Here is a 25,255-nt window from a genome sequence, read left to right on the forward strand (position 1 = left end):
AAGGTCAGGCCGCTTGCGCGTGGGTGAAATGGCGGCGCAGGTGCTGGCACGCGGCATTGAAAGCCGCATCGCCCAGGGTGTCCAGGGTGCGTGGGCGGGGCAGGTCGGGCCGGTAGTCTTCGATGATGCGGCCGGGACGCGGGGACATGACCACGACGCGATCGGCCAGGAAGACGGCTTCGGGAATGCTATGCGTGATGAACAGCACGGATTTGCGCTGCGTGCTCCAGATGCGCTGCAGTTCCAGCGTCAGTGCCTCGCGGGTCAGCGCGTCCAGTGCGGCGAAGGGCTCGTCCATCAGCAGCAGGTCCGGGTCGGGCAGCAGCATGCGGGCGATGCCGACGCGCTGTTGCATGCCGCCGGAGAGCTCGCCGGGATAGTTGGCGGCGAAGCCGCCCAGGGACACCAGCTCCAGCAGCGAGCGCGCGCGTTCGCGGGCCGGCGCGGCCGGCAGGTTCATGGTCTGCGCCGGCAGCAGCACGTTGTCCAGCACGGTCTTCCAGGGCAACAGGTTGGGTTTCTGGAACACCACACCGGCCCGGCGGCTGGGGCGCGTGACCGTTTCGCCGCCCAGGCGGACATCGCCCGCCGTCGGGTGCAGCAGGCCGGCCGCCAGTTTCAGCAAAGTGGACTTGCCGCAGCCGGACGGGCCCAGCACGGCGACGAACTCGCCGGGCGCGATGTCCAGGTCGATGTCCGCCAGCGCCTGGATGCGGCCGCGCCGCGTGGGATAGGTCAGTCCTACGTTCTTGAAGCTCAAGGCCGCCGTGGTGGACGGCGATCCGTCCTGCCGCTGCGCGGTTGTCGCGCCGGGATGGGAGGCTGGCGCATCGGGGTGTGCCGCGTGGGCGTTCATGCCTGCGCTCCATGCCGGGCGACGGCCTCGGCCAGGAAGCGCTGCACGGCGTCCCAGGATTGCCGGTTGGCGTGCGCATTTGCCTGCGGCGTCCCGCCGCCCGTCAGTACGACGCCGGCGACCGGGTGCGGCTTGGCGATGAGCGTGGTGGGCACATTGGGCAGGCCGATGGCGTGGCCGGCGCCCTGGCCGCAGATATGCTGGACGGGCCAGCGATGGTCGTGCTGCTTCAGGGCCGCGGCGATCTGTTCGCTGAACAGCGTGGACGGCCAGAAGCCGTCATCCGTGCCGGAGATCAGCATGACCGGCCCGGCGATACGTTCCACCGCGATGCGGGAAGCCGCCACGGAGGCCGGATGGCGCAGCGGGGTATGGAAGGCGGCCGCCTGCCGCACGGGGCTGCCGTCGGCGCTGGTCTGGTCGAAGGCGGACCAGTCGACCTCCGGGTTGTCCTGCCATACGTTGCGCAGGGGCTGGCCCTGCCACGTCCAGGTGGGCGAATCCGGCGCCTCGCCGGGCGCGCCGGCGCGCAGCGTGCCGTGCACCACGGCGCTGGGCACGTAGGCGATGGCGGCATTGACCAGGTCGGGAAAGCGCGACGCCAACAGCAGCGTCAGCTCACCGCCGCGCGACTGGCCGGTAACGGCGACGAAGCCGCCGGCCGGGTCCAGGTTGGCGCGGGTCCAGTGCAGCGCGCGCTCGAAATACTCCAGCGGGGTGCGGGAAATATGCGCCGGCAAACCCGGCGCCTTGAAATAGCCCAGCGCGAACGCCGTATAGCCATGCGCCGCGTACAGCGCCGCGCGTTGCCGCGGAATGCCGCCGCCGGAACCGTTCAATACGATGATGACCGGGCGCGCGCCGGCACCGGCCGGCCGGAATACGGTGCCGACCAGTCCGTCTTCGGCGATCTCGCGCCGCGTCACGCCGTCGACGACATAGCGCTGCACCAGCGTGGCGTGCGCCCGCGCCTGGCCGCCACGGCTTTCGGCATCGATGGCGATGGCCAGCGTATCGACTTCGTCGCTGCGGTCCGGTTCTGCCGGCGCGCGCGTGCGCTTCATGGCCCAGACCAGCGCCATGGCATCGGCGCTGTCCCAATCGCCTTCGACCGGCGCCTGGCGGTCCAGGTCCAGCGTGCCGTCCGCGCCCACGTCGAACGTGGCTTCGCTTTGCCACAGGCTGCCGTCCGGATGCCGCAATTCGCCGCGCACCGTCACCGGCCCGGGTGGAAATCCGCTCAGCAGGATGCGGCGCGCAACGTCGAGCGGCGCGTCCGCGGGTTCCACGCGCAGTGCCGCGCGCGCGGCCTGGCCGTCGTCCGGTGTGGTGCTCATTTGGCCGCCTTTGCCTGCGCGCGAACCGCATCGGCGTCGAAGTCGTTGATCTGCTTGATGTACTCGTTCGAGAAAATCTGCTCCACGGGCACGTTGGCCGACGGGTACTCGCCGGCCGCGGCCATGGCCTGGATGCCGGCCTTGATGGACTTCAGATCGTAGTAGCCCGGCACGCGCGGCTGTCCGGAGGGGGTGTACAGCACCCGCTGCAGGCGGCGGCTGAGCAGCGTAGCCTGGTCCTTCAGTGCCTGCGCCTCGTCGCCGGACGGCTTGGACTGCGGATTGGCGCGCCAGAACGCCCGCACGCAGAATTCGGGATTCGCCACGCAGGCGACCTGCGCCTTGGTGTAGGCGCGCGCGAATCGCACCATCAGGTCCGGATGGTCGCGAAAGGTGTCCACGTGGGCGATGAAGCCGTTGCCCGCCGTTTCGGCGAACACGGGCGGATAGGCGATGCGCCGGATGGGCGTGCCCGACATTTCCAGCATGTCGTTCCAGCTGCTGTTGAAATTCAGGGCCGCGACCTTGCCTGTCTTCAGCGCCTGGAAGCCCGCCGCCAGCGCGCCCACGGCCACATAGTTGACGTCCTTGCCCGGCGTCAGGCCGGCGGTACGCAGCGCGGCACGGCCGCCCGGGATGGTGCCCCATGTCAGCGCGCCGACGCCGATGTCCTTGCCTTTGAAGTCGGCCAGGGTCTTCACGGGCGAATCGGCCAGGACGGCGAATTCCATGGTGTTGCCCGGTACGCCGTTATAGAAGTAGCGCAGCGGCAGGATGTCCTTGCCGTTGAAGTAGCTGGAGATGACCGGCTCGGATGTCGGGTAGCCGAACGTCACGCGCTTATTGGCGACCTGCGGCAGCAGCGCGCCGGCGCCCTGGAACACGATGGTTTTGACCGACAGGTTTTCCTGCTTGAAGTAGCCCAGTTCGTCCGCGGCGGCATAGGGCGCGCCGTCATGCACGGCGGGCGGGATCGCCAGGGCGACGGTGACTTCGTCCAGGGCCAGGGCGGGCGCGGACGCAAGCGCCGCGACCAGTCCGCCCAGGGCGCATACAGTGGAAAAACGCATGGATAGTCCTTGCAGAAGGGATGTTTCAGGCTTGCCCCAGGCGGGCGGCGGCATCGCGCAGCAGTTCGTTGCGATCGATTTTGTTGGTCGACGCCAATGGAAGGTGATCGACGAACCAGACATGGCGGGGATGCTGGTAGGCCGGCGCGTGCTCCAGTGAATAGCGCTTGATTTCGTCGGCGGTAGCGGTATGGCCGGCGCGCAGGACGACATAGGCTACCGGTTTTTGCCCCTTGATGTCGTCATCGACGGGCACGACCGCGGCCTGCTGCACGGCGGGATGCTGCTCCAGCATTTTCTCCACTTCGCCGGGGTAGATGTTCTCGCCGCCGCTGACGAACATATCGTCGCGGCGTCCGACGAAGTAGTAGAAGCCGTCGGCGTCGCGGCGGAACACGTCGCCGGTCGAGTAGTGGCCGTCCGGTGTGAACGGCTCGGCCAGGTCCGGACGCTGGTGGTAGCCCAGCATCAGGCCGGGACTTCTCATTTGCAGGATGCCCTGGTCGGGGCCGTCGCCCGGGCCCGGGGCAAGCCTTAGCGACACCTCGGGATGTGCATGGCCCACCGAGGTGGCCGGTGTCGGCAGCCCCTGCGGATGCGGGCCGAACACGACGGGACCGCCCTCGGTCGTGCCGAAGGCGTTGATCACCCGCGCATTGGGCAGCATGGCATGGATCTGCGCCAGCAGGCTGGCGCTGACGGGGGCCGATCCCATGCGGATCACCTTGACGGAGGACAGGTCCGTGCGGGCGAGCAGATCGCGTTCGCGCAGCATCATGGCAATCATGGGCGGCACGGCGGTCAGCCAGGTGCAGCGATAGCGTTCGATGCAGCGGATGTACGCCTGCGCATTGAACTGCGGCAGCAGCACCGTCGTCGCATGGCTGCCCACGGACAGGAATGCCAGGGCCAGCGCGTTCATGTGATACAGCGGGGCGGCGATCAAGGCGCGCTCGTCGTCCAGCGGCGTGGCCTTGCGGCGTGCCTGCACCGTCCACAGGTGGCTGGCATGCGACAGGCGCACGCCCTTGGGGCGGCCGGTGGAACCGGACGTGTACAGCATCAGTCCCACGTCGTCCGGCCCGGGCCGGTAGGGAGCCTGCCTGCCCGGGCGCAGGAAATCGTCGAACTGTGGACTATCCATCGCGACGGACGGCAGTCCGTCCGGCAGGCTGGCACGGCGCGCCTCGTCGATGAACGCCAACCGCGCGCCGCTATCCTGCAGGACATAAGCGATGGTCGACGCCGGAAACTTGAAGTTCACCGGCACGGCAACCAGGCCCGCCCGCATGATGCCCAGAACCGTGGCGACGTAGCGCACCGAATTCGCGGACAGCAGCGCCACGCGCTCGCCCGGGGCATAGCCCGCCTCGCGCAACGCCTGCGCCACACCTTCCGCCAGCGCATCCAGCTCGGCATAGGTACACGGCGATTCGCGCAGCTCGGCATCCACGCCGATCAGCGCGATGCGCTGCGCATCCGCCGAAGGATCGATCAAGTCGCCCAGGTTATAGGGAATATGCATCTCACTTATCCATGGCGCCAACCGCCATCAGCCTCGCATGAAACAACCACCCCACCGCAGGAAGCGCGCCGCGGGCCCCACACCCTCACGCAAAAAACAGGTGCAGCAGACCGGGGACGCCGAGGATCCGGCTCCGCCGGTCCTCCAGCGTCGCCCCCCTGGGGGAAGCGGCTGCGCTTCGGGAATGGACAACTCACCACTCCGCCACCCAAAAAAACAGATGCCGCCGATCGGGGACGCCGAGGATCCGGCTCCGCCGGTCCTCCAGCGTCGCCCCCCTGGGGGGGAAGCGCGCAGCGCTTCGGGGGGGTTATCACTTCCCGGTGGAATATACGCCGCGGCCGCTGGCCACCAGCTTGCCGTCCTTATCGAACACCTGGGCTTCCGACACCGAGACCTGGGAGCCGAACTTGATGACCTTGCCCTTGGCCGTCAAATCGCCCGGCATCGCGGCGCGGTGGTAGTCGACCCGCAGGTCTATGGTCGGCACGCCGCGGCCGGTGCCCGATACCAGGGCCCAGTCGGCGGTCAGGTCCACCAGCGCGGCCAGGATGCCGCCGTGGGTGTAGCCCTTGTCGGCATTGACCACCCATTCCTCGCGCCACTTGGCTTTCAGTTCGATTTCCCCGGTGCCCACCGACAGGACTTCGATGCCCAGCCACTGGTGATAGGGACCGCGCAGCAGGCGCGCCTGGATGTCTTCCTTGGTGGGGAGAGCGTTTTCGGTCATGAGAGATTCCGTATTCGATGGTGTTCAGGGATTGACGATGACCTTGCCGAGCACTTCGCGGTCGCGGATCAGGGCCAGGCCTTCCGCGGCCTTTTCCAGCGGCACCGCGCGATCGATCAGCGGATCGACGCTGCCTTCGGCGACCATGTCCAGCAGGGCCTTGAGGTTTTCGTCATAGAAGCTGTTGGAACCCTTGATATTCAGCTCGAAGCTCCACACGTAGCGCAGGTCTTCCTTGGGATCGTGGCCCGCGGTCGCCCCGCACACCAGCAGCGTGCCGCCGCGCTTCAGGCACTTCAGCGAGGGCACCCATGTGTCGCCACCCGTGAAGTTGATCACCACATCGACGCCGCCTTCGTAGTTGCGGCGCTGGGGCTTGCCGTACTGGCCGATGGCCCACTTGGAGAAATCGGTTTCGCGGTAGTTGATCAGGTGGTCGGCGCCCAGCTCCTTCAGCGCCTGCAGCTTGGAATCGCTGCCGGCGCAGGCGATGACTTCGGCGCCCAGCTGCTTGGCAAGGATCACGCAGGCGGTGCCCACGCCGCCGCTGGCCCCAAGGATCAGCACCTTGTCGCCGGCCTTCACCGTGTTGTGGGTGATCAGCATGCGATGCGCGGTGCCGTACGCCACCGGCAGCGCCGCCGCGTCATCGAAACTGACCTTGTCGGGCATGGCGATCAGCTGGCCCGCCGATACCAGGCAGTATTCGGCCATACCGCCGTCCAGCATTTCGCCCATCAGGCCCTTGGCTTTGTTCAGGGGGTTGACCAGCACGCGGTCGCCCGCTTTCCAGCCTTCGACGCCTTCGCCGACTTCGACGATCTCGCCCGCCATATCCAGGCCGATCACCACCGGCAGCGGCACCTTGATCCCCGGCATGCCCTGGACGGTGAATACGTCGTGGTAGTTGAACGACGAGGCGCGCACGCGAATCACGACGTGCCCCGGCGTCACCGCCGGTACGGGCTTATCGTTGACGACGCGCAACTGCTCGATGCCGCCGTGTTGGTCCAGGACCAGGGCTTTCATGGTTTTACTCATGGGGATCGTCTCCTTTGAAGCGTGATGACGCGATACGGATTACTTGATGGATTTCGCTTGCTGCCAGGGACCGGTGACGAACAGGTCGTCCTTCAGCGCGCCCTTGATGACGCCGGTTTCCGTGAAGACCTGGTGCTCGCGCTTGAGGGTGTCGATGTCCGCCTGTTCGAACGATATGCGGTACATGTCGTTCCACAGGCCGGCGTAGACCTTGGCATCGTTCTCCGGCAGGTTGGCGGATTTCTGCAGGATGGCGATGACTTCCGGCTGGTGCGTCTGGGCCCAGGCCAGGGCGTTGCGCATGGCGGCCAGCACGCGCGCGACCACCTCGGGATGGGCCTGCACGTATTCGCTGCGTACCGTGCCGATGCCGATATAGGGCACGGAATCGCTCTTGGTGAGCTTGCGCCATTCCTCCGCGAAGCTGCCCAGGCGGGTGACCTTCAGGTCGGTCAGCTGTGCCACGGTCACGGACCGCAGCGCGGCGGCATCCACCTGCTTCTGCACCAGGAACTGCGCCAGCCGCGACTCGTTGCCGCCGACCAGCGAAAAATCGTCGGGCTTGATCCCATGGTTGCCGGCCAGAAGGGCGCCGGCGATCACGGCGACGGAGCTGCCCGCCGGCGACATGCCGACCTTCTTGCCGCGCAGCTGGTCCAGCGACTTGATGGGAGAGCCTTCCGGCACGACGAACTGCACATCCGCGGGCTGGGTGGCGGCGAACACCTTCAGCGGCACGCCCTCGGCGGCGCTGCTGAATACCCCGGCGGCCGGGGCGCCATAGGCCAGGTCGATGGAGTTGGACGCCAGCGCGCGCAGCGGCGCGTTCACGTCCGGGAAGCGGAAGAATTCCACATCGAGGTTCTGCTGCTTAAGGAAAGGCGTCGCTTCCAGGACAGCGCCGAAGCCCAGGCTGACGCCGCTGCTCCAGTAGCCGATGCGCACTTTGTCGGCGGCGTGCGCGCCGCCCGGACCCGCCAGCGCGGCAAGGGCCAGCAGTGCGGCAAAGAGGGATTTTCTCCATGGCATGATGTGGACTCCGGTCAGTGATGTTGCAGGGCGGGCGATCGACAATCGGGTTCGGGCATTCGGGTCGTGCGCGGGGCGGTATCGGTATCGATCCGGCCACACGCGCGTCAAAGCGGCTTCCAGCGGAACAGCCGGCGTTCCAGCGGCTTGAGCAGCCCGCCTTCGAACAGCAGCATCAGCACCACCAGCAATAAGGTCCAGGCGAACACCTGGTCGGTCTGCACGAGATCGGCCGCCTGGCGCAGGCGATAGCCGATGCCGTCGGACGAACCCAGCGTCTCGGCCACCAGCGACACCCGCCAGCCGAAACCGAAGGCCAGGCGGGCACCCGAGAAGAAGTAGGGCAGGATGGTGGGCAGGTAGATTTTGCGCAGTATCTGTGCCCGTGACATGCGGAAACTGCGCGCCAGGTCCACGTGCAGCTTGTCGACGTTCTGCGAGCCCTGCCAGACGTTGGTCAGGATCAGCGGCATTGCCGTCATGAATACCACGAAGATCGTCGTGGCGTTGGAAATGCCGAACCAGATGATCGCGAAGACGGCCCAAATGGCCGAAGACACCGTGTTCATGACGGCCAGCAACGGGTCGAAGAAGGTCGCCAGCACGCGGCTGGATCCCAGCGCCAGGCCCAGCGGCGTGCCGACCACGGTCGCCAGCGCGAAGCCGATCAGGATGCGCATCAGCGTGGTCAGCACATCGTGCGTGAAGCTGGCCGAATGCGTCAGGTTGACCAGCGCCTGGATGACCTTTTCCGGCCCGGGCAGTACGAAGGCCGGGACGTGGGAGGCGGCCAGCGACCACAGCACCACGAAGACAAGGGTCAGCGCCGCGCGCTGCAGGAACAGCCATCCAAGGCCACGCAGGGCTTTGCTCATTCGTGCACCTTCATGCGCAGCTGGCGGGTGTGTTCGGCGACGTCGCGATCGGTGGGCGCGCGGGGGCGGGGCAGCGACACGGTGTCGATTTCGCGGATACGGCCCGGACGCGGCGCCATCAGCACGATGCGGTCGGCCAGGACGACCGCTTCTTCGACGTCATGCGTCACGAACAGGATCGTCATGTTCTTCATTGCCTGGATGCGCAGTACCTCTTCGTGCATTTGCGTGCGCGTCTGCGGATCCAGCTTGGAGAAAGGCTCGTCCATCAGCAGCACGGCGGGTTCGATGACCAGGCTGCGCGCCAGCGCGACGCGGCTGCGCATGCCGCCCGACAACTGGTGCGGCCAGGAATCGCCGAAGCTCGACAGGCCCACCATATCCAGCACGGCATTGGCGCGGCGGTGCCGTTCGGCCTTGCCGACATTGCCGGCTTCCAGGCCGAAGGCGACGTTATCGCGCACGCTGCGCCAGGGCAGCAGCCGGTCTTCCTGGAACAGGTAGGCCATGTGGCGCCATTGGTCGTAGGTGGCCAGCGGTTGACCCGCCAGGAAAATCTCGCCGCCATCGTGCGGTTCCAGGCCGGCGACGATATTGAGCAGGGTGCTCTTGCCGCAGCCGGAAGGGCCAAGCAGCGCGACGATCTCGCCGCTGCCCACCGTAAACGATATATCGCGCAGGGCTTCGAGCGTGCCGAAGCGCTTGGAAACGTGCCGAACATCGAGGGCATCGGACCGGCTCGACGGAACAGGTTCGCTCGCGCCGGGGGCGGCGCCGGGCGCCGCGCTGGCGCCGATGCCGGGTTGCAGGTAAGCGCGGTTCATCGGCCGCTCCCGTTAAGGTTCGCGGGGACCGGAATGGCCGCGCCGGTCTGGGTCAGGCTGGCGTAGAGTTTTTCCAGCGTCATCTCCTGGAACGTCTCGATATGACGGCGCGCGATCGTTTCTGCGCGCTTGCCATCGCCCTCGGCCAACGCCTCTATCATGGCATTGTGATCGTGCTTGATTTCGGGCTTGGTGCGCTGCACGCCGAAGCCCAGGGCAACCAGACGGGACATTTCGTCCATCAGCTGGCTGAGCAGGCGATAAAGCCGCTCGTTGCCACAAGCGGCCGCGATAGCCAGGTGGAAGGCCTTGTTGGCGTCCATGAACACATCGATCTGGTCGCTCAGCTGAAGGACCGGATGCGTCACCCTGCAGGCCGCTTCCAGGCGCCGAAGCAGGTCGATGTCCACGCGGCCGGCCGCCAGCCTGGCCGCAAGCGGTTCGACCTGCACCCGCAGCGTGAAGACTTCCTCGACGTCGCGCAAGGTAATCGGCGCGATCTGGTAGCCCTTGCGCGGTTTGGAGCGCACCAGTCCTTCGTGAGCCAGGCGCACCAGCGCGATGCGGCAACTGGTCTTGCGGATGCCGTAGGCCGACATCAATTCGGGTTCCGTCACGACGGCGCCGGGCGCCAGCCGGCAAGACAGCACGTCGCGCCGGATGCGGTCGTACGCGTCCTCGCCGGAACTCACGGTGGAGTTTGCGGGGGAAGGTGCGACGTGGATCCGGGCTTCGAGCATGCTGGCAGGGTCTCGGTCGAACTGTGAGCTGCTCACAGTTGGTGTGAAGTGCGTCTACAACGCCTCCATTCTATGGATGACCTGCCCTCGTGCTAACTAAGAATTTACCCTAAGCATATTCCTGGAATGTTGATTGGAGCCCACGGATATCCCCTGCGGGCATAAGGGGTTCTGCCTTACTCCACCGGCGTCAGCACCGGCGAGCCGCTGTTCTTCAGCAGCAGGACCACGAACTTCGCCGGCTTGGTCTGGCTGGCGTTATGACCGATGGTATGCACATCGTTCGGTCCTTCGTAGAAAGTCTGGCCCGCCGTCAGCGTCACCGGTTCGCTGCCTCGCAAACCCATGACGATCGTTCCCTCCAGCACATAGACGAAGGCATGCGCGTCGTGACGGTGGACCGGATCCACCGCGCCGGGCGGATAGTCGACTTCCAGCAGCGTCGCTTCCTTGCCCGGGTAGTCGGCCAGCTGTTTGGTCATCAACGCTTTTACCTCGGCCATGGGCGCTGCCGGCTGGCCATGGGCGGAACCCGCGCCGGCCGCATGGGCGCCGGCGGCGGGAGGATGCTGGGCATGGGCACTGGCGCAAATACCCGATGCCAGAAGCAGGGCGGCCAGGGTTTTCGAAGTAGTCATGGTTCTTCCTTGATCGACATGATGGGGAATGGAGGCCGGGCGTGGGTCCCAGCCGCGGAGCAACTGGGCGCGAGGATTGCCGCGCCTGTCGCCCGGCGATCTATGCCTGTGCCACCGCGGCGCGCAGCCAGTCCTGGAAGCGGGTCGGGGCGATCCGCGCTCCCGGGCCGGTAACCAGGGACTGGTCGTTCAGGACCGAGCCGAAATAACGTGCATGGACGTCGGCGAGGATCTGATATGTGCTGTCCTGTTTCGCGGCCAGATACATGCGCGCCAGTTCGTCCAAGGGAATACGGTCCGGTCCGCCCACTTCGACCATGCCGTTCACCGGCGGCTGAACCGCCACGTCGGCCACGGCCGCGGACGTTTCATCCGCGGCGATGGGCTGGACCAGGGCGGGCGACAAGCGCGCGATACCGCCGTCGACGCTGGATTTGATGATGCCGTCGACGAACTCGAAGAACTGCGTCGACCGGAGGATGGTATAGGGGATGCCCGAAGCCTTGATCAGGTTCTCCTGGGCGATTTTGGCGCGCATATAGCCGTTGTCCGGCAGGCGGTCCGCCCCCACCACTGACAGCGCGACGTGGTGCTTCACACCTCCCGCGGTTTCCGCGGCCGCGATATTCCGGCCAGCCGTTTCGAAGAACGCCAACACCGCCCGGTCCTCGAACGAAGGCGAGTTGGCCACGTCGACGACCACGTCGGCGCCCTTGACCGCGTCGGCCAGGCCCTCGCCGGTGATGATGTTCACGCCGGAGCTGAGCGACGCGGCGACGACTTCGTGGCCCGCCCGGCGCAGGCGGTTCACCACGTTCGTTCCGATCAGGCCGCTGGCGCCTATGACGACGATTCTCATGATTTCGTTCTCCGTTCGTTGTCCCGGTCATCCACATGGCGGCCGGTGTATGCACTATGCCGGGGAGCCCTGTGGAATACTTTGGCGAAACCTTGTATTTCCCTTGTTTTGGGTTTGAGTCTTCGTCTACGGGAGCGGGAAGCGGCATGTGGGTGTTCGAGGATTGCGCGTTGGACGTCGATCGGCGAGAGCTCTCCCGGGCGTCCCAGGTGGTGGCGACCACGCCGCAAGTCTTCGATTTGCTTGTGTACCTGGCGCGGAACCGCGAGCGGGTCGTTACGCGGGACGACCTGCTGGACGTCGTCTGGGGGGGGCGCATCGTCTCGGAATCGACCTTGGCGAGCCACATCAACGCGGCGCGCAAGGCGGTGGGCGATAACGGCCAGCAGCAGCGCGTGATCCGGACGGTGCCCCGCAAGGGATTCCGCTTCGTGGCCGATGTCAGGAATGTGGAGCTGGCGCATGGCGCCGATGCGTCCGGTATGGATGCTGTCCTGGCCGGCCCGGCGCTGCCCAATCGGCCGTCCATCGCCGTGCTGCCCTTCGTCAACCTGAGCGGTCTTCCCGACCAGGATTATCTGGCCGACGGCGTGGTGGAAGACATCATCGCGGCCTTGTCGCGCCATCGCTGGCTGTTCGTGGTTTCGCGCAACTCCAGCTTCACCTATAGGGCGCAAGCCGTGGACGTGAAGCAGGTCGGCCGCGAGCTGGGTGTGCGCTACGTGCTGGAAGGCAGCTTTCGGCGCTCGGAAAACCGTGTGCGGATCACCGGCCAATTGGTGGACGCCGCGAGCTCCACCCATCACTGGGCGGGCCGGTTCGAAGGCGTGCTGGACGATATCTTCGCGCTTTACGACCAGATCACCGAAAGCGTGGTCGGGTCGCTGGCGCCGCAGCTCGAACAGGTCGAAATCGAGCGCGCGACGCACAAGCCGACCGACAGCCTGGACGCCTACGACTACTACCTGCGCGGCATGGCCCAGGTGCACCGGGGATCCCGGGAATGCATCGACCGGGCGCTACCGCTGTTTCACCAGGCGATGGACGCCGACGAGGATTTTGCATCGGCCTATGCGATGGCGGCCTGGTGCCATTGCTGGCGCAAGATCAATGGCTGGATGCCCGATCCCACCGACGACATTGCCGAGGGGACGCGGCTGGCGCGCCGCGCCATCGATCTGGGCAGGGGCGACGCCGTCGCGCTGACGCGGGCTGGCCATGCCTTGGCGCACCTGGCGGGCGAGCTGGCGGGCGGGATCGCGCTCATAGACCGGGCCCTGGTTCTCAATCCCAACCTGTCGTCGGCCTGGTTTCTGGGGGCTTTCCTGCGCCTGTGGCACGGCGAGACCGAAGAGGCCATCGCGTTCTTCACGCGTGCCATGCGCTTGAGTCCGCTCGATCCGGAGATGTATCGGATGCAGGCCGGCATCGCCACCGGGCATCTTTTCGCCGGACGCTTCGACGAGGCCTCGTCATGGGCGGAAAAAGCCCTGCGCGACCTGCCGGGATTCATGCTGGCGCTGGCGGTCATCGGCGCCAGCCGCGCGCTGCAGGGACAGATCGAGGACGCGCGCCTTGCGGCGGCGCAATTGCGAGCGGCCAGTCCGGACCTGCGTGTCTCCAATCTGGGCGATTGGCTGCCGATCCATCGACCCGAGAACCTGGCTGTCCTGCGCGACGGCCTCCGGCAGGCCGGGTTGCCGGCCTGAGGGATGGCCGGCACGGGTCCTGTCCGTCATAATCGGCGCATCGAGCGTGCAACGGCGTGGCGCAGTCCCCGCGCAACGGAGCCCAGGCCATGGACCAGACCGTCGATCCGGACGACCAGCACTATGTCTATTTCGCCCAGGTGCAATGCGCGGATTTCCCCACCATCGATGCCGTGGAAATCGAAGGATGCGGGTATGGCGTGTTGCTGGTGCGCTATTTTTCGTACCGGACGCGTTCCGTCGAAGGCGACCACTGGTACGGGAACGCGGCGGCCGCCCGCGCGGCCGCCGAACTGCAGTTCGGCATCGACCCGGAAAACTGGTCGGTGCGCGGCCGGGTGTAACGCCAGGGGCGGCAGGGCCGCGGCGCCCCGCCGCGATCAATAGGTCTTGTAGGGCAGGAATTTGCCGGACAGCAGCACCTGGACGCGATCGCCCTTGGGATCGGCCTGCCGTTGGATATCCATCGAAAAGTCGATCGCGCTCATGATCCCGTCGCCGAATTCCTCGTGAATCAGTTCCTTGATGGTGCTGCCATAAACGCTGACGATCTCATACCAGCGGTAGATCAGCGGATCGGTCGGTATGGCGGTCGACAGCGATCCCTTGCTCGGCACGATCTGCAGCCAGGCGATGGCTTCGTCCGATAGCTCGAAGATGCCGCCCACGATTTCGGCCTGCTTCTTGTCCAGCGTCATCTGGCCCAGGCAGGCCGCGGTGGTCCACTCCTTGGACTGGCCGACCTGCTTGGCGATATCCGCCCATTTGAGTCCCTTGCGGACCTTGGCGGAAACGATCATTTCGGTGACTTGGGTACGGCTGGATATCATGAAAGACTCCTGGAAACGACTTTCGGGGTGAATGAAAAAGGGTGTCTGGACAAGGGGCTGAAAGGGCTGCGGCCATGGACCGTGTTCAACGCGGCCGGCGCTCACGCCGTGCCGATGGCGCGGGCGGTGCGGGTCAATTCCAGGTCCGCCACGTTTTCCGGCACGGCGCCGGGACTGACCGTGCGGGTGGTTCCGGTCTGCGCGGCGCCGTGTTCCACCTCGGCCTGGATCTCGGCCGACCGGCGCACCAGGAAGTCGATGAGGTGGTTGCGGATCCGATAGAACTGCGGTTCGTGGTGCAGCGAGTCCCGGGTGCGTGCGCGGGGCAGGGTGTTATGGACGATTTCGGCCAGCCGCGCGTGAGGTCCATTGCTCATCAGGAAGATGCGGTCGGCCAGGAGGATGGCCTCGTCCACGTCGTGGGTGATCATGAACACCGTTTGGCGCGTCGCGGCGCAGATTTTCAAAAGTTCGTCCTGAATGACGCCGCGCGTCAGCGCATCCAGCGCGCCGAAGGGTTCGTCCATCAACAGCATGCCGGGTTCGACCGAGAACGCGCGCGCGATGCCGACGCGCTGCTTCATGCCGCCGGATAGCTCGGATGGCTTCTTTTCGCCGGCGCTGCCCAGCCCCACCAATTCCAGGAAGTATTGCGCGTGTTCCCTGATGCGTGAGCGGGACCAGTCGGGATGGCGCGATCGCACCGCGAAGGCGATGTTATCGCGGGCGGTCAGCCACGGCATGAGGGCGTGGTTCTGGAACACGACGCCGCGGTCCAGGCCCGGCCCGCTGACCTCGCGGCCGCCGGCGATGACCACGCCGCTGCTGGCTTCTTCCAGGCCGGCCAGGATGTTCAGGATGGTGCTCTTGCCGCAACCCGAATGCCCCGTTATGCAGATGAACTCGCCGCGTTCGATGCGAAAGCCGACGTTCTCGAATACCGGCGGGAGATCGGCCCGGTAGCGCTTGGAGAGATCGTCCACTTCGACGAAGGCCGCCGCCGGCCGCATTGCGTTATTCGACATAGGTCACCTTTTTCTGCAGGCGGGCGAAAGCGAGGTCCAGCGCCATGCCGACGAGGCCGATCAGCAGCACGGCGAAGAGGACATTGGTCAGCGACAGGTTGTTCCATTCGTTCCAGAGGAAATAGCCGATGCCGGTGCCGCCCACGAGCATTTCGGCGGCGACGATGACCAGCCATGCTATCCCCATGGAGATGCGCATGCCCGTGACGATGGTGGGTGCCGCGGCCGGCAGGATGATGCGCAGCGCCTTGCGCAGCGGGCCCACTTCCAATGTCCGGGCGACATTGAGCCAGTCCCGGCGAACGTTGGCCACGCCGAAGGCCGTGTTGATCAGCATCGGCCAGATGGAACAGATGAAGATCACGAATATCGCGGATACCGAGGAATCCTTGATGGTGTACAGCGCGATCGGCATCCAGGCCAGCGGCGAGATCGGCTTGAGGACCTGGATGAAGGGATCGAGCGAGCGGTGCAGCAGGGGCGACATCCCGATCAGGAAGCCCAGGGGAAGGGCTACCAGCGCGGCGAGCAGGTAGCCGCCCGCGACCCGCGACAGCGACCATGCGAGCTGTATCCCCACGCCCTTGTCATTGGGGCCGCGATCGTAGAAGGGATGGCTCAGGTGCGTCCAGGCCGCCTGCGCGAACTGCGCGGGACTTGGAAATCCGTCGGATTTGGCGGCGCCGCCCGCCGCGCTTGGCGCCTGGCCCATCAGCGCGGCGTACTCCGCCTGCTCCGGCGTCATGGCCGGCGCGTGCGCGGCCTGTCCGGTGGTGGTCGCGAGCTGCCAGATGCCGACCAGCACCAGCAGCAACAGGCCGCTGAGCAAGGCGGCTGAGATCCGGGTCGAGGGTTTCATGGCGCCGTTCCCTTCAAGTGCGCTTGATGGCGAAGCCATTCAGGTAGCGGGCCGGATCGGCGGGGTCGTACTCGCGTCCCATCACGGTGAACTTGCGATAGCCGTTGGCGGCGCCCGGGTCGACGGGTTCATCCAGTTGCTTCATTTGCGTGCGCGCGTCGGTCAACAGGAATACCTTTTCGGCGAGGGCGTTGTAGTCGACTTCTCCCTTCACATAGCCCCAGCGTTGCATCTGCGTCAGCATCCAGGTGGCCATGGAATACCACGGCAGGGGCGTGAAGTCCGCCCGGTCCGGCTCGTTCTTGACGTTGCCCAGGCCGTCGGCGTAGCGGCCGCTCAAGGCTTGCAGGATCACGGTTTCCGGCTGGTTCAGGTAGTTCGGGCTGGAGATCGCCTTGGCGATGGCCGGCCGGTTCTCCGCTTTGTGGGCGGTTGCGGCCGCCTGCAGGATTGCCCGATAGAGGGCCGCGAAGGTGTTCGGGTTCTGTTCGATGAACGCCTGCGGCACGCCGAAGGCGCAGCAGGGATGGCCGTTCCAGATGTCCTTCGACAGGATGTGGATGAAGCCGACCTGGTCGTAGACGGCGCGCTGGTTGAAGGGGTCGGGGCCCAGGAAGCCGTCGATATTGCCGGCGCGCAGGTTGGCGATCATTTCGGCGGGTGGCGTGACGCGCAGTTGCACGTCCTTGTCGGGATCGATGCCATGCTCGGCAAGGTAATAGCGCAGCAGGAAGTTGTGCATCGAGTATTCGAAGGGGATGGCGAACTTGAATCCCTTCCAGTTCCTGGGATCGCGGTTGTCCCGATGCTTGAGCGCGAGGGTAATGGCCTGGCCATTGATGTTCTGGATCGTCGCCACCCGTGTCGGCTGGGCGGTCGATCCCAGGCCCATGCTCATGGCCAGGGGCATGGGCGCCAGGAAATGCGAGGCATCCAGCTCGCGGTTCAGTACCTGGTCGCGCACGAGGGCCCATCCGGCGGTCTTGCGCAGCGTGACATTCAATCCCTGCCCTTGGTAGAAGCCCATCGGGTCGGCCATGATGAGCGGGGTGGCGCAGTTGATCGGTATGAAGCCGATCCGCAGGTCTTTCTTTTCCAGCGGGCCGGACGCTTCCGCGGCCATGGCCTGGAAATCGCCGATCGGCAGGACACTGGCGATCGCCGCCATCGCGGTGCGCGCGCCCACCGCGCGCAGGAAGCGCCTGCGCACCGCGTCGACCGGGAAAAGGGCGCGGATCGCCGCGGCCTCGATGAAGTCGTTGGACATCAGGGTTGGATCCTGCCGCCGCTCGACCAGGGACTGCCGCTGTTCCGCCTCGTGGGCCTGCTGGCTGGCGTGCCGGCCGCAACTGCAAGCGCCCAATGTCGAGTCGGCGCTGTAGGGCCGGAATGGGTTCTCGTGTTTCATGGTCAGGATGTCCTCTGGGCAGCGTGGGAAAGGGATATGGGGCGGTTCAGGCGGCGGCGCGCGTCGCGGAGGGTCTGGCTTCCAGCCTGGCGACCAGCATGCCGCCGTGCCACTGCTCCATCCGCAGGTCCTGGCCGGTCGAATGACTGACGCGCCATTCGCCGTCCGCGCGAGGCACGCCGTGCACGACGACGGGGCAGGCCCGCGTCTTCAACCGGATCAGCGGGACTCCGTGCACATAGCCATCGTGGGGCCGCCGCAGCGCGTGATGCGCCAGCGCATGGGCCTGCCGCGCGATGGGCTCGATGAATCGGCAGGGCATGCCGCCGATGCTGATGCAATCGCCCAGGGCGTATACGTCCGCGGTGCTGGTCTGCAGCGTGGCGGGGTCGACGACGATGCCGCGGTCGAACGCGATCCCCGCATTGCGGACCAGGCGCGATTCCGTGGCCAGGCCCGTGGCGGCGACGACTTCGTCGACCACGAGACTGTCGCCTGCCGCCAACCGGATGCGTCGGGCACCGTCATCGACCACGTCGATACCGGCGATTCCGGCCTGGCCGATAAAGCGCACGCCCAGCCCCGCCAGGCTGTCGCGCAGCCCTTCGGCCGCGAGGGCCGGCAACAGGCCGGCCAGCGGCAGGGCGTTGATATCCAGCAGGATGACCTCATGTCCGGCGCGGGCGAAGTCCTCCGCCAGCTCGCAGCCGACCATGCCGGCGCCGGCGATCGCGACACGGCGCGGACGGCCTGCCAGGCGCGCACGCAGCGCGGCCCAGTCGGACAGGTGATTGACGCGCCAGCATACGGCCGGATCGAGCGCCTGCGGCAGTGCCGGCCTGGCACCTTGCGCGAGGACGAGCCGGTCATAACGCAGCGTGCCGCGCGTCGTGCGCAGCTTGCGCGGACCCGGGGAAATGCCGACGGCAAACGTTCCGGCGAGCAGGCGGACGCCCAGGCGCCGCGCGGCATCCGGTCCGCTTTCGCGTATCAATGCATCGGCGTCGACGCCGCGGTCCAGCGCCACGGAGAGTTCCGGCTTGTGATAGCGGTCGCCGGCGCAGGCCGTCACCAGGGTGATGGGTATGGCGGGGTCCAGCGCGCGCACCGCTTCGGCGGCGCTCCAGCCCGCGATGCCGGCGCCCACGATCACGATCCCCGGCGTTTGGGCGCGTGGCTGGGGGGCGGTCGGCGGCGGGCAGGCATCGGACGACGCGCCATCGTAGGGCTCGAAGTCGGCCTTCACGACGCCGCACAGGGGGCAGGCCCAATCGTCGGGAATATCCTCGAAACGGGTCCCGGGCGGCAGGCCGCTGTCGGGGTCGCCGCGGGCTTCGTCGTAGATCAGTCCGCAGGCGCGGCACAGAAATTGACGCCAGGGCAGTTCGCCGGCGGGGATCATTGGGGCATCTCCTCTTTGGATAGTCGATCCATCTCCCAGCGCAGATGCTTGAGCGCCGGCGTGACGATGGCGACGAACTGCGCTTCGCGGATGCGCCGCTGCGGCGCCGCGTCGGCCAGGTAGCCGCGCGCGCCCTGGTGCATCAGGGATGACTGCGCCGCGCGCATCGCCAGCTCGGCGCCCTGTGCGCGGGCGTCCAGTACATCCAGCAGATACTCCTTGCTGCCGTCGTACGGCGTAAGGGCCAGATGCTGGACGCGTTGGTTGAGCTCGTCGTATTCCGCGGCCAGCTCCCCTGGACGGTCATCCAGGAAGCGATTGACGTGGCCCAGTACCGGTTCGACTTCGCCGATGGCGTCCAGGCTGCCCTGCGCCACGCCCAGGGCCATGCCCGCCTGCAGCAGAATGAAGGCGGCGCGTATGCGGGCGATGAAGGGGCGGGCGGGATCGGCGATAACGGCATCCTCGCCGACGAAGTAGTCGTCCAGGCGAATGCCCCAGGTGCTGGTGCCCTCCATGCCGGAGAACTCCGGGCATTGCCGCAGCGTGACGCGGTCGTCCAGGCGCAGCAGGAACATCAACTCGTGCGATGGGGTGCCGTCGTCGCGATGCACGCCGGCGATGGCGCCGCAATATTGGCCGGGCGCGATGTGGCTGACCCAGGGCAGCGCGCCGCTGACGCGGTAGCCGCCGGGGGCCCGGACGGCGCGCAGCAGCATCTTTTCGATGCCGGCAAGCGCTTTCATGGGATTGGACAGGGCCGTGCCGCCGAACGTGCGCCCCGTCATATGGCCGCGCAGGAACTCGCCGGTCAGCGCCGGATTGGCGGACTGCTCCAGATACAGGCCGCAGACATCGTGGCACCACGTGAGAAAGCCGGTGGATCCGCAGCGCCGGCTGATGGCGCGCATGGCGTCCAGGGCCAGGCCGACACGCCGCCCCGCGCAGTCCAGATGCGCGGCGAAGGCCCCGGCCTGGCCCAGGGACGCCATGACGTCCAGTGGGTAATGGCCCCTGTCGATGCGATGGGCGGCATCGGCGAGCGGCCCATCGGCGATTTGGGTGACGGCGGCGATGACCTGGTCGTCCGACCAGGCCGGATCCAGCCGGCCGCTGGGCATTTCAACCGGATGCATGGTCACATACTCCGAGAAATCAACGGGGCGGCGCCGGCTCAATCCGCGAGCGAGATGCGGAACGGCACGGGGTTGCGCATGGTGTTGGCCACGGGCGAAAAGTAGTTGGCGTGCTTGACGATATCGTCCAGTTCCTCACGCGGGGCATCGCCTTCGATGAGTACCTTGACGCGGATTTCCTGGAAGCCCATCTCTGCCGGCTCGCGCTGCGCGCCGCCGGCGCCCCAGGCCGCCGTGTTGCCGATATCGGCCTCCAGGAACACCTCCAGACGCGAAAGGCGGACATTGCGGTGGGTCGCCACGGCGGTGATGCCGACGCTCAGGCACCCGCCCAGCGCCGACAAGGCGATTTCGCCGGGCGCGGGCACGGTGTTCTCACCGAACAGATGTACCGGTTCGTCGACCACCACGGGGTTGTGATCGCCGACGTAGCTCCATGAACGGAACTGCCCCTGCATGACCGTGTGGACCTTGTTCATGCCCCGGCGCGAAGGGTTCTCGCGGCCGGCCGCAGCGAATTTGAGCAGGCCCTCGCGGTCGATGGGGCGAAGATAGGTGGACGCGGTTTCGGTGGTCAAAGCAATTCTCCTGTTGGCGGGCCTGGCGACGGATGCCAGGATCGCGCTCGCTCCGATCGGATGCGATGGCGCTGCAATGCATCAATGCAATGACCGTGCCAACTTTTGAGGATCGCCGCAACCTATTGATTGGTATAGGTATTTGTCTACGTGCCGAGGCATCTACACCAATTTGGGCAAGCGTCGGCACCGATTGAAATGTCGACATTGTTAACAATGTCGACATTCGTGGTCAGGAGGAATTCAGTTTTCCGACGGTGGCGAAGGAAAATGCTTTTGCCAGCGATAGGCGAACTGGCGCGCCGTCAGGCCGAGCATTTGCGCGGCGCGCGACTTGTTGCCGCCGGCCTTGCGCACGGCGTCGACCAGCTGCTGCGCGGTATGCGAAGCGTTGGATAGATAAGGACGCGCGTAGGGCTCCCAGGACTGTGGATCGGCGGGCGTGGAGGGCGGTTCGTCGCTGGTCCGCGCCAGCGGCATGAAGCGCTCGATGTCGTCCGACTCGATGATCGGTTTTTCCGCCAGCAGGACCAGCCGTTCGATGAAGTTCGACAGCTCCCTGATATTGCCGGGCCAGTCATGGGCCTCCAGCCGCGCGCAGGCCTGCGGCGACAGATAGACGTTGCGCTGGTTGGCCTGGTTGAAGCGGTTGAGGAAGTGCAGCGCCAGTGGCCGGATATCGCCCTTGCGCTCGGCCAGCGATGGCAGGCGAATGGGAATGACGTTGAGGCGGTAGAACAGGTCCTGGCGAAATCGGCCGCGGGCGACTTCCGCTTCGAGCGCGCGGTTGGTGGCCGCGACCAGCCGCACGTCGACCCGGAGTTCGCGCTTGCCTCCCAAACGGGTGATGGTGCCTTCCTGCAGGGTGCGCAGCAGTTTGCCCTGCATGGTCAAGGGCAGTTCGCCGATTTCGTCCAGGAATATGGTGCCGGTGCTTGCCTGCTCGAACAGCCCTTCGCGGCTCTGGTTCGCGCCGGTGAATGCCCCGCGTTCGTAGCCGAATAATTCGGATTCGAACAGCGTATCGGGAATCGCCGCGCAGTTGACCTTGATGAAGGGACGGTCGCTGCGCCGGCTGGCCAGGTGCAGGGCACGCGCGAAGAGTTCCTTGCCGGTCCCGGACTCACCCAGCAGCAGCACGCTGGCTGTCGCTTCCGAAACGCGCTCCAGTTCGGAGATTGCCCGCAGCAGCGCCGGCGAGGTGCCGATGATCCCATAGCGCGCGCTGTCGTGTTCCAGCGCGTGGATAAGGATCTGGTTCTGCTCCTGCAGCGCGCGGGTCTTCGCTTCGAGCATGGCCTGCAATTGCAGCAGGTGGCCGGTCAGCGTGGCCAGGATGCGCAGGATGGAAATGTCGTTGGCGAGCGAGCGGTTCCGCATCCGGATGCGGTGGCATGCCAGCACGCCGACGGTGCGGTTCTGGATGGTGATGGGCAAGGCGATGAAGGAAACCGGGCCGGCCGGCAGCTGTTCGCGCTTGACGGCACGGGCGAGGAAATTCTCGTCGCGGTCGATGTCCTGCACGATCACCAACTGGCCATGCGCCATCACATGGCCGGTCACGCCCTCGCCGGGCTGGTAGACCCCGCGCGCCATCTCTTCGTTCGTCAGGCCGTAGGCGTGGCGGATCCTGCAGATCTCGCCGTGGTCTTCAAGGAGGACGACCCGGCCCCGGTTCAGGCCGAGCAGTTCCGACATCAGATGCAGGGTTTCGCGCAGGACGATGTCAGGCGAAAGCCCTTTGCCCACCAAGGCCATGACCTGTTGCAGGAGCAGCATTTCCTGTTCGCGCCAATAGGCCGGCGAGTCTTCCTGCGGCAGGCTGGAGGAGGGCACGTGCATCGTGGAACTGGGGGCGCGACGATAGGGGTCAGCCATGATACACGCTGGGTTTCGTGCATTTGCGGGCGATGCAAGAGGCCGCGCTGGACGTCCGGGCGGGGTGTTCCGGCGTTATCCGGGCACTGCGCGTCCGGCCGCATGTGTTCACAATATTCCTTGACGGTAATATAAGCAATGGGTTATATATCTGCCATGGAATCCACTTTCTCTATCGTCGCCGAGCCCAATCGGCGCGCCATCCTCGGTCTGCTGTTGTCCTCGGAACGCTCCGTCGGCGACATCGAGCGCGAGCTTCACTTGTCGCAGCCCTCCGTCTCCAAGCACTTGCGCGTGCTGCGCGACGCCGGGTTCGTGGAATCGCGCATCGAGGCACAGCGGCGGCTGTATCGATTGCGGCCGGAGCCCCTGATGGAACTGGACGCATGGCTCGCACCGTTCCGGCGCTACTGGTCCCGGCAACTGGATGCCTTGGAACAGCACCTGGACAGGATGGAATAGATGCCATCGCAGGCCGCGGGCAGGCGCCCGCGCGGCGCGAGACCTATTGAATAGCCCCTTTGCCAAAGGAAAAGTCATGAGCAGCCGTGAATCCTATGAGCCCGGTCCCGCCGGCGGTGCGGAAATCCATAAGGATGGGGAAAAGTGGACGCTCGTCGTTGTCCGCGACCTGCGCCATCCCCCGGACAAAGTCTGGAGGGCAATCACGGAGCCGGAACACCTGCGCGCATGGGCGCCCTTCGATAGCGACCGCAGCCTGGGCGCCATGGGTACGGCCCAGCTTTCCACCGTCGGCACACCCGCGCCGCACATTACCGAAACGCAGGTAAAGCGCGCCGAAGCGCCGAAGGTTCTGCAATACAGCTGGGGCGGCAACGATATGCGCTGGGAACTGGAACCGCTGGCTGGCGGCGGCACCCGGCTTACCCTGTGGCACAACATCGACCGTGGTTTCATTTCGATGGGCGCCGCGGGTTGGCACATCTGCCTGGACGTCTTGGACCGGTTTCTTGCCGGTCGGCCGATCGGCCGCCTGGTCGGCCCGGATGCCTTGAAGTTCGGCGGCTGGCAGCGGTTGAATGCCGAGTATGCGAAGCAATTCGGCATCGAGCCCCCCAGCTGGCCGCCCAAGACGGCAGCTTGAGTCATCCGCGCATGCGCAAACCCTCCGAAGGCCATGCATCCATGAAATCCAGGGAACCGCTCATGAAGACAGGTGGCAGGCAGGACGCTCCCTCACGCCTTATCGACGCGAGGATCGAGGAACTTGGCGACTGGCGCGGCGCGATGCTCGCGCGCATCCGTGCCCTGATCAAGCAGGCCGATCCCGACGTGGTGGAAGAGTGGAAGTGGAGAGGCGTGCCGGTGTGGTCGCACAACGGCATTATCTGCACCGGCGAGACCTACAAGAATGCCGTGAAGATGACTTTCGCCAAGGGCGCCGCCCTGGCCGATCCCGCGGGTCTGTTCAATTCAAGCCTGGACGGCAATACCCGGCGCGCCATCGATTTCCACGAAGGCGATGGCATCGACGAAAAGGCCCTGGAGGCGCTGATCAAGGCCGCCGTGGCGCTGAATACCGCACGCCGCGCCTAGGGCCTGGTAACTCGCGAATCTATGCGAGGTTCCTTTCAACCATCGCGCTCCATGCATTGCTTCCACCGCGTGTTGACCCGTTCGGCGAACCAGGCGGTGGTGAGCTTGCGGGTGATCTTCGGGCTTTGCAGGGTAATGCGCGGCAGCACGGCCCGCGGCAGCCTGGCGCCGGCTGCCTTGTCAGCGATATCGAAGACGCGCCGATAGAGCAGGGTATCCTCGAAATCGAGGCGGTCGCCGGCGCGCAGGTCGCGCCGGATCGCGTCGTCGCTCATGTCCAGGCGCGAACGCAGCGCGCGCAGCGCACGCTCGGTTTCGCCGGGCTCGATGGAATTTTCCCGCAGCACGTCGCCGTCCAGCGCCAGGGGAATGCCCGTGGCGCGGCTGACCGCGTTCTGGAAAGCGGCATTGCGGCTGGCATACCAGCCGGCGTTGTAGTCCGCGAAGCGGTATAGCAGGGCGTCGTAATGCGCCGGATAGCCCAGCAAGTGCAGCGTGCCGAAATAAATGCCGCCCCGGCGGCTGAAGACTTCCTTGCGTATCCCCTGCTGCACGGAATACGGATACCCGCCCGCGTGCGCCTCGGCGAAATCGATGCTGACCTGCATGGGGCCGGCGGTGTGGACGGGATTCAGCCCACCGAACAGCTGGCGTCCCATCGGCACCATGCCGATGAAGTCCTCGTACATGTCGCTGAGGTCGCGCTCGGTGCGCACGCCGTCCAGCCGCTGGCTGTAGGTTTTGCCGTTGGGCGACTTGATGCCCAGGGCCGCATCGACCAGTATGCCGGGCACGTGCATGGAGGCCGCGCGGCGGTTGATTTCGTCGCGCGCCACCTTCGGCAGCCCGGGCACGGCGGGATCGGCGCGAAAGCTGGATTCCTGCCCGATGATCGCGATGACCGCGCATAGATTGGCGGGCGTGGCCGGGATGTCCTGGGCGGTGACGGCGACCTGGATGTCGCGTGCCCAGCCCGCCGCATCGCCGACGCCGGCCGGCAGGCGCCGCACGACGTCCGCGCGTATGCGGTCGGGATCGCGTGGCGCCGGTTCCGGCCGCTTGGTCGCACAGCCGGCCAGTATCAGAAGCGCGCCGATCGCCGCGCCAGCCGTGGCCAGGCGGCAGTGCATCGTGCGCCAGGGGGTTCGCGCCGCATCCTGGCGCGGGTGCCGCCGCGCGATGGCGGTGGGCGGTCTTATCGCATCCAGCTTCGGTCGTACTTCCAGACTATCCATGCTTTTCCCGAATGGCATTCATCATGGCATCCATCGGCCATCCTCATCCTCAGCGGCGGGGGCGGCGTCTTTGTCCCGCCAGCATGGGCATCGTAGAGGAAAGGCGGCATCTTC

General features: G+C 66.3%; 26 protein-coding genes. 5 read left to right on the forward strand and 21 right to left on the reverse strand.

Going from position 1 to position 25,255, the window contains the following annotated elements:
* Positions 1–4: 4 nt before the first annotated feature.
* The 12 genes from CAL28_RS13765 to CAL28_RS13820 all read right to left on the reverse strand — a co-directional run bounded on the left by CAL28_RS13765 (position 5) and on the right by CAL28_RS13820 (position 11,524).
* Positions 5–856 (reverse strand): ABC transporter ATP-binding protein, encoded by an 852-nt coding sequence (locus CAL28_RS13765; RefSeq protein WP_094841910.1) that lies wholly within the window; start codon positions 854–856, stop codon positions 5–7.
* The gene (locus tag CAL28_RS13770) at positions 853–2,193 is read right to left on the reverse strand and encodes an acyl-CoA thioesterase/bile acid-CoA:amino acid N-acyltransferase family protein (RefSeq protein ID WP_094841911.1); all 1,341 of its coding nucleotides are present in this window, start codon (positions 2,191–2,193) and stop codon (positions 853–855) included. Before CAL28_RS13770 ends, CAL28_RS13765 begins: the two co-directional genes overlap by 4 nt.
* A complete protein-coding gene (locus tag CAL28_RS13775; RefSeq protein ID WP_094844599.1) occupies positions 2,190–3,263 on the reverse strand; it encodes an ABC transporter substrate-binding protein in 1,074 nt (357 codons plus the stop codon). The genes CAL28_RS13770 and CAL28_RS13775 overlap by 4 nt, the downstream gene beginning before the upstream one ends.
* A gap of 25 nt (positions 3,264–3,288) precedes the next feature.
* Positions 3,289–4,788, reverse strand: a complete 1,500-nt coding sequence (locus tag CAL28_RS13780; RefSeq protein ID WP_094841912.1) for a class I adenylate-forming enzyme family protein — start codon at positions 4,786–4,788, stop codon at positions 3,289–3,291.
* Positions 4,789–5,101: 313 nt separating this feature from the next.
* Positions 5,102–5,518 (reverse strand): PaaI family thioesterase, encoded by a 417-nt coding sequence (locus tag CAL28_RS13785; RefSeq protein WP_094841913.1) that lies wholly within the window; start codon positions 5,516–5,518, stop codon positions 5,102–5,104.
* 24 nt (positions 5,519–5,542) lie between these two features.
* Positions 5,543–6,547: an SDR family NAD(P)-dependent oxidoreductase gene (locus CAL28_RS13790; protein ID WP_217906616.1), complete on the reverse strand. Its 1,005-nt coding sequence runs from the start codon at positions 6,545–6,547 to the stop codon at positions 5,543–5,545.
* Between the two features lie 51 nt (positions 6,548–6,598).
* Entirely contained in the window at positions 6,599–7,588 is a 990-nt protein-coding gene (locus CAL28_RS13795; RefSeq protein ID WP_094841915.1) for an ABC transporter substrate-binding protein, read from the reverse strand.
* A gap of 107 nt (positions 7,589–7,695) precedes the next feature.
* Positions 7,696–8,463 carry an ABC transporter permease gene (locus tag CAL28_RS13800; protein WP_094841916.1) on the reverse strand — a complete coding sequence of 256 codons (768 nt, stop codon included), beginning with the start codon at positions 8,461–8,463 and terminating at the stop codon, positions 7,696–7,698.
* Positions 8,460–9,287, reverse strand: a complete 828-nt coding sequence (locus tag CAL28_RS13805) for an ABC transporter ATP-binding protein (RefSeq protein WP_094841917.1) — start codon at positions 9,285–9,287, stop codon at positions 8,460–8,462. Before CAL28_RS13805 ends, CAL28_RS13800 begins: the two co-directional genes overlap by 4 nt.
* Positions 9,284–9,979 carry a GntR family transcriptional regulator gene (locus CAL28_RS13810; RefSeq protein ID WP_254926117.1) on the reverse strand — a complete coding sequence of 232 codons (696 nt, stop codon included), beginning with the start codon at positions 9,977–9,979 and terminating at the stop codon, positions 9,284–9,286. Before CAL28_RS13810 ends, CAL28_RS13805 begins: the two co-directional genes overlap by 4 nt.
* 224 nt (positions 9,980–10,203) lie before the next feature.
* Positions 10,204–10,665, reverse strand: a complete 462-nt coding sequence (locus tag CAL28_RS13815) for a cupin domain-containing protein (RefSeq protein ID WP_094841919.1) — start codon at positions 10,663–10,665, stop codon at positions 10,204–10,206.
* A gap of 100 nt (positions 10,666–10,765) precedes the next feature.
* The gene (locus CAL28_RS13820; RefSeq protein ID WP_094841920.1) at positions 10,766–11,524 is read right to left on the reverse strand and encodes an SDR family oxidoreductase; all 759 of its coding nucleotides are present in this window, start codon (positions 11,522–11,524) and stop codon (positions 10,766–10,768) included.
* A 146-nt stretch (positions 11,525–11,670) separates the two neighbouring features.
* Here CAL28_RS13820 and CAL28_RS13825 point away from each other — a divergent pair, with 146 nt between their 5' ends.
* Together CAL28_RS13825 and CAL28_RS13830 are read left to right on the forward strand one after the other, a co-directional pair.
* Complete coding sequence (locus CAL28_RS13825) at positions 11,671–13,233, forward strand: winged helix-turn-helix domain-containing tetratricopeptide repeat protein (RefSeq protein WP_094841921.1); 1,563 nt, start codon at positions 11,671–11,673, stop codon at positions 13,231–13,233.
* 89 nt (positions 13,234–13,322) lie between these two features.
* The gene (locus CAL28_RS13830; protein ID WP_094841922.1) at positions 13,323–13,577 is read left to right on the forward strand and encodes a hypothetical protein; all 255 of its coding nucleotides are present in this window, start codon (positions 13,323–13,325) and stop codon (positions 13,575–13,577) included.
* A 36-nt stretch (positions 13,578–13,613) separates the two neighbouring features.
* On the opposite strand, the gene cynS is transcribed toward CAL28_RS13830, so the two are convergent.
* The 8 genes from cynS to CAL28_RS13870 form a co-directional block, all read right to left on the reverse strand.
* Entirely contained in the window at positions 13,614–14,063 is a 450-nt protein-coding gene (cynS, locus tag CAL28_RS13835; RefSeq protein ID WP_094841923.1) for a cyanase, read from the reverse strand.
* 101 nt (positions 14,064–14,164) lie between these two features.
* Complete coding sequence (locus tag CAL28_RS13840; protein ID WP_254926118.1) at positions 14,165–15,088, reverse strand: ABC transporter ATP-binding protein; 924 nt, start codon at positions 15,086–15,088, stop codon at positions 14,165–14,167.
* Complete coding sequence (ntrB, locus tag CAL28_RS13845; RefSeq protein WP_094841925.1) at positions 15,078–15,947, reverse strand: nitrate ABC transporter permease; 870 nt, start codon at positions 15,945–15,947, stop codon at positions 15,078–15,080. Before ntrB ends, CAL28_RS13840 begins: the two co-directional genes overlap by 11 nt.
* A gap of 13 nt (positions 15,948–15,960) precedes the next feature.
* Entirely contained in the window at positions 15,961–17,355 is a 1,395-nt protein-coding gene (locus CAL28_RS13850) for a CmpA/NrtA family ABC transporter substrate-binding protein (protein WP_094841926.1), read from the reverse strand.
* A 46-nt stretch (positions 17,356–17,401) separates the two neighbouring features.
* Entirely contained in the window at positions 17,402–18,757 is a 1,356-nt protein-coding gene (locus tag CAL28_RS13855; protein ID WP_094841927.1) for an FAD-dependent oxidoreductase, read from the reverse strand.
* Entirely contained in the window at positions 18,754–19,893 is a 1,140-nt protein-coding gene (locus CAL28_RS13860) for an acyl-CoA dehydrogenase family protein (protein ID WP_094841928.1), read from the reverse strand. The genes CAL28_RS13855 and CAL28_RS13860 overlap by 4 nt, the downstream gene beginning before the upstream one ends.
* A gap of 38 nt (positions 19,894–19,931) precedes the next feature.
* On the reverse strand, positions 19,932–20,471 hold the full coding sequence (locus tag CAL28_RS13865; RefSeq protein ID WP_094841929.1) for an OsmC family protein: 540 nt from the start codon (positions 20,469–20,471) through the stop codon (positions 19,932–19,934).
* Positions 20,472–20,714: 243 nt separating this feature from the next.
* The gene (locus CAL28_RS13870; RefSeq protein WP_440588386.1) at positions 20,715–22,349 is read right to left on the reverse strand and encodes a sigma 54-interacting transcriptional regulator; all 1,635 of its coding nucleotides are present in this window, start codon (positions 22,347–22,349) and stop codon (positions 20,715–20,717) included.
* A 138-nt stretch (positions 22,350–22,487) separates the two neighbouring features.
* Here CAL28_RS13870 and CAL28_RS13875 point away from each other — a divergent pair, with 138 nt between their 5' ends.
* The 3 genes from CAL28_RS13875 (at position 22,488) to CAL28_RS13885 (ending at position 23,906) form a co-directional block, all read left to right on the forward strand.
* Positions 22,488–22,811 carry an ArsR/SmtB family transcription factor gene (locus CAL28_RS13875; RefSeq protein WP_254926119.1) on the forward strand — a complete coding sequence of 108 codons (324 nt, stop codon included), beginning with the start codon at positions 22,488–22,490 and terminating at the stop codon, positions 22,809–22,811.
* Positions 22,812–22,887: 76 nt separating this feature from the next.
* A complete protein-coding gene (locus CAL28_RS13880) occupies positions 22,888–23,454 on the forward strand; it encodes an SRPBCC family protein (RefSeq protein ID WP_094841930.1) in 567 nt (188 codons plus the stop codon).
* Between the two features lie 41 nt (positions 23,455–23,495).
* Positions 23,496–23,906, forward strand: coding sequence for a DUF1801 domain-containing protein (locus CAL28_RS13885; protein ID WP_254926120.1), 411 nt, complete (start codon positions 23,496–23,498; stop codon positions 23,904–23,906).
* 35 nt (positions 23,907–23,941) lie between these two features.
* On the opposite strand, the gene CAL28_RS13890 is transcribed toward CAL28_RS13885, so the two are convergent.
* Positions 23,942–25,141 carry a DUF1615 domain-containing protein gene (locus CAL28_RS13890; protein ID WP_303396615.1) on the reverse strand — a complete coding sequence of 400 codons (1,200 nt, stop codon included), beginning with the start codon at positions 25,139–25,141 and terminating at the stop codon, positions 23,942–23,944.
* Positions 25,142–25,255 lie beyond the last annotated feature (114 nt).

It is taken from the genome of Bordetella genomosp. 11, from assembly GCF_002261215.1.
GTDB lineage: Bacteria > Pseudomonadota > Gammaproteobacteria > Burkholderiales > Burkholderiaceae_B > Bordetella_C.

Excerpts from the sequence above, each read along its gene's own strand:
- CAL28_RS13765 (WP_094841910.1), bottom strand. The coding sequence starts at position 856 with ATGAACGCCCACGCGGCACACCCCGATGCGCCAGCCTCCCATCCCGGC.
- CAL28_RS13770 (WP_094841911.1), bottom strand. The coding sequence starts at position 2,193 with ATGAGCACCACACCGGACGACGGCCAGGCCGCGCGCGCGGCACTGCGC.
- CAL28_RS13775 (WP_094844599.1), bottom strand. The coding sequence starts at position 3,263 with ATGCGTTTTTCCACTGTATGCGCCCTGGGCGGACTGGTCGCGGCGCTT.
- CAL28_RS13780 (WP_094841912.1), bottom strand. The coding sequence starts at position 4,788 with ATGCATATTCCCTATAACCTGGGCGACTTGATCGATCCTTCGGCGGAT.
- CAL28_RS13785 (WP_094841913.1), bottom strand. The coding sequence starts at position 5,518 with ATGACCGAAAACGCTCTCCCCACCAAGGAAGACATCCAGGCGCGCCTG.
- CAL28_RS13790 (WP_217906616.1), bottom strand. The coding sequence starts at position 6,547 with ATGAAAGCCCTGGTCCTGGACCAACACGGCGGCATCGAGCAGTTGCGC.
- CAL28_RS13795 (WP_094841915.1), bottom strand. The coding sequence starts at position 7,588 with ATGCCATGGAGAAAATCCCTCTTTGCCGCACTGCTGGCCCTTGCCGCG.
- CAL28_RS13800 (WP_094841916.1), bottom strand. The coding sequence starts at position 8,463 with ATGAGCAAAGCCCTGCGTGGCCTTGGATGGCTGTTCCTGCAGCGCGCG.
- CAL28_RS13805 (WP_094841917.1), bottom strand. The coding sequence starts at position 9,287 with ATGAACCGCGCTTACCTGCAACCCGGCATCGGCGCCAGCGCGGCGCCC.
- CAL28_RS13815 (WP_094841919.1), bottom strand. The coding sequence starts at position 10,665 with ATGACTACTTCGAAAACCCTGGCCGCCCTGCTTCTGGCATCGGGTATT.
- CAL28_RS13820 (WP_094841920.1), bottom strand. The coding sequence starts at position 11,524 with ATGAGAATCGTCGTCATAGGCGCCAGCGGCCTGATCGGAACGAACGTG.
- CAL28_RS13825 (WP_094841921.1), top strand. The coding sequence starts at position 11,671 with ATGTGGGTGTTCGAGGATTGCGCGTTGGACGTCGATCGGCGAGAGCTC.
- CAL28_RS13830 (WP_094841922.1), top strand. The coding sequence starts at position 13,323 with ATGGACCAGACCGTCGATCCGGACGACCAGCACTATGTCTATTTCGCC.
- cynS (WP_094841923.1), bottom strand. The coding sequence starts at position 14,063 with ATGATATCCAGCCGTACCCAAGTCACCGAAATGATCGTTTCCGCCAAG.
- CAL28_RS13840 (WP_254926118.1), bottom strand. The coding sequence starts at position 15,088 with ATGTCGAATAACGCAATGCGGCCGGCGGCGGCCTTCGTCGAAGTGGAC.
- ntrB (WP_094841925.1), bottom strand. The coding sequence starts at position 15,947 with ATGAAACCCTCGACCCGGATCTCAGCCGCCTTGCTCAGCGGCCTGTTG.
- CAL28_RS13850 (WP_094841926.1), bottom strand. The coding sequence starts at position 17,355 with ATGAAACACGAGAACCCATTCCGGCCCTACAGCGCCGACTCGACATTG.
- CAL28_RS13855 (WP_094841927.1), bottom strand. The coding sequence starts at position 18,757 with ATGATCCCCGCCGGCGAACTGCCCTGGCGTCAATTTCTGTGCCGCGCC.
- CAL28_RS13860 (WP_094841928.1), bottom strand. The coding sequence starts at position 19,893 with ATGCATCCGGTTGAAATGCCCAGCGGCCGGCTGGATCCGGCCTGGTCG.
- CAL28_RS13870 (WP_440588386.1), bottom strand. The coding sequence starts at position 22,349 with ATGGCTGACCCCTATCGTCGCGCCCCCAGTTCCACGATGCACGTGCCC.
- CAL28_RS13875 (WP_254926119.1), top strand. The coding sequence starts at position 22,488 with ATGGGTTATATATCTGCCATGGAATCCACTTTCTCTATCGTCGCCGAG.
- CAL28_RS13880 (WP_094841930.1), top strand. The coding sequence starts at position 22,888 with ATGAGCAGCCGTGAATCCTATGAGCCCGGTCCCGCCGGCGGTGCGGAA.
- CAL28_RS13885 (WP_254926120.1), top strand. The coding sequence starts at position 23,496 with ATGAAATCCAGGGAACCGCTCATGAAGACAGGTGGCAGGCAGGACGCT.
- CAL28_RS13890 (WP_303396615.1), bottom strand. The coding sequence starts at position 25,141 with ATGGATAGTCTGGAAGTACGACCGAAGCTGGATGCGATAAGACCGCCC.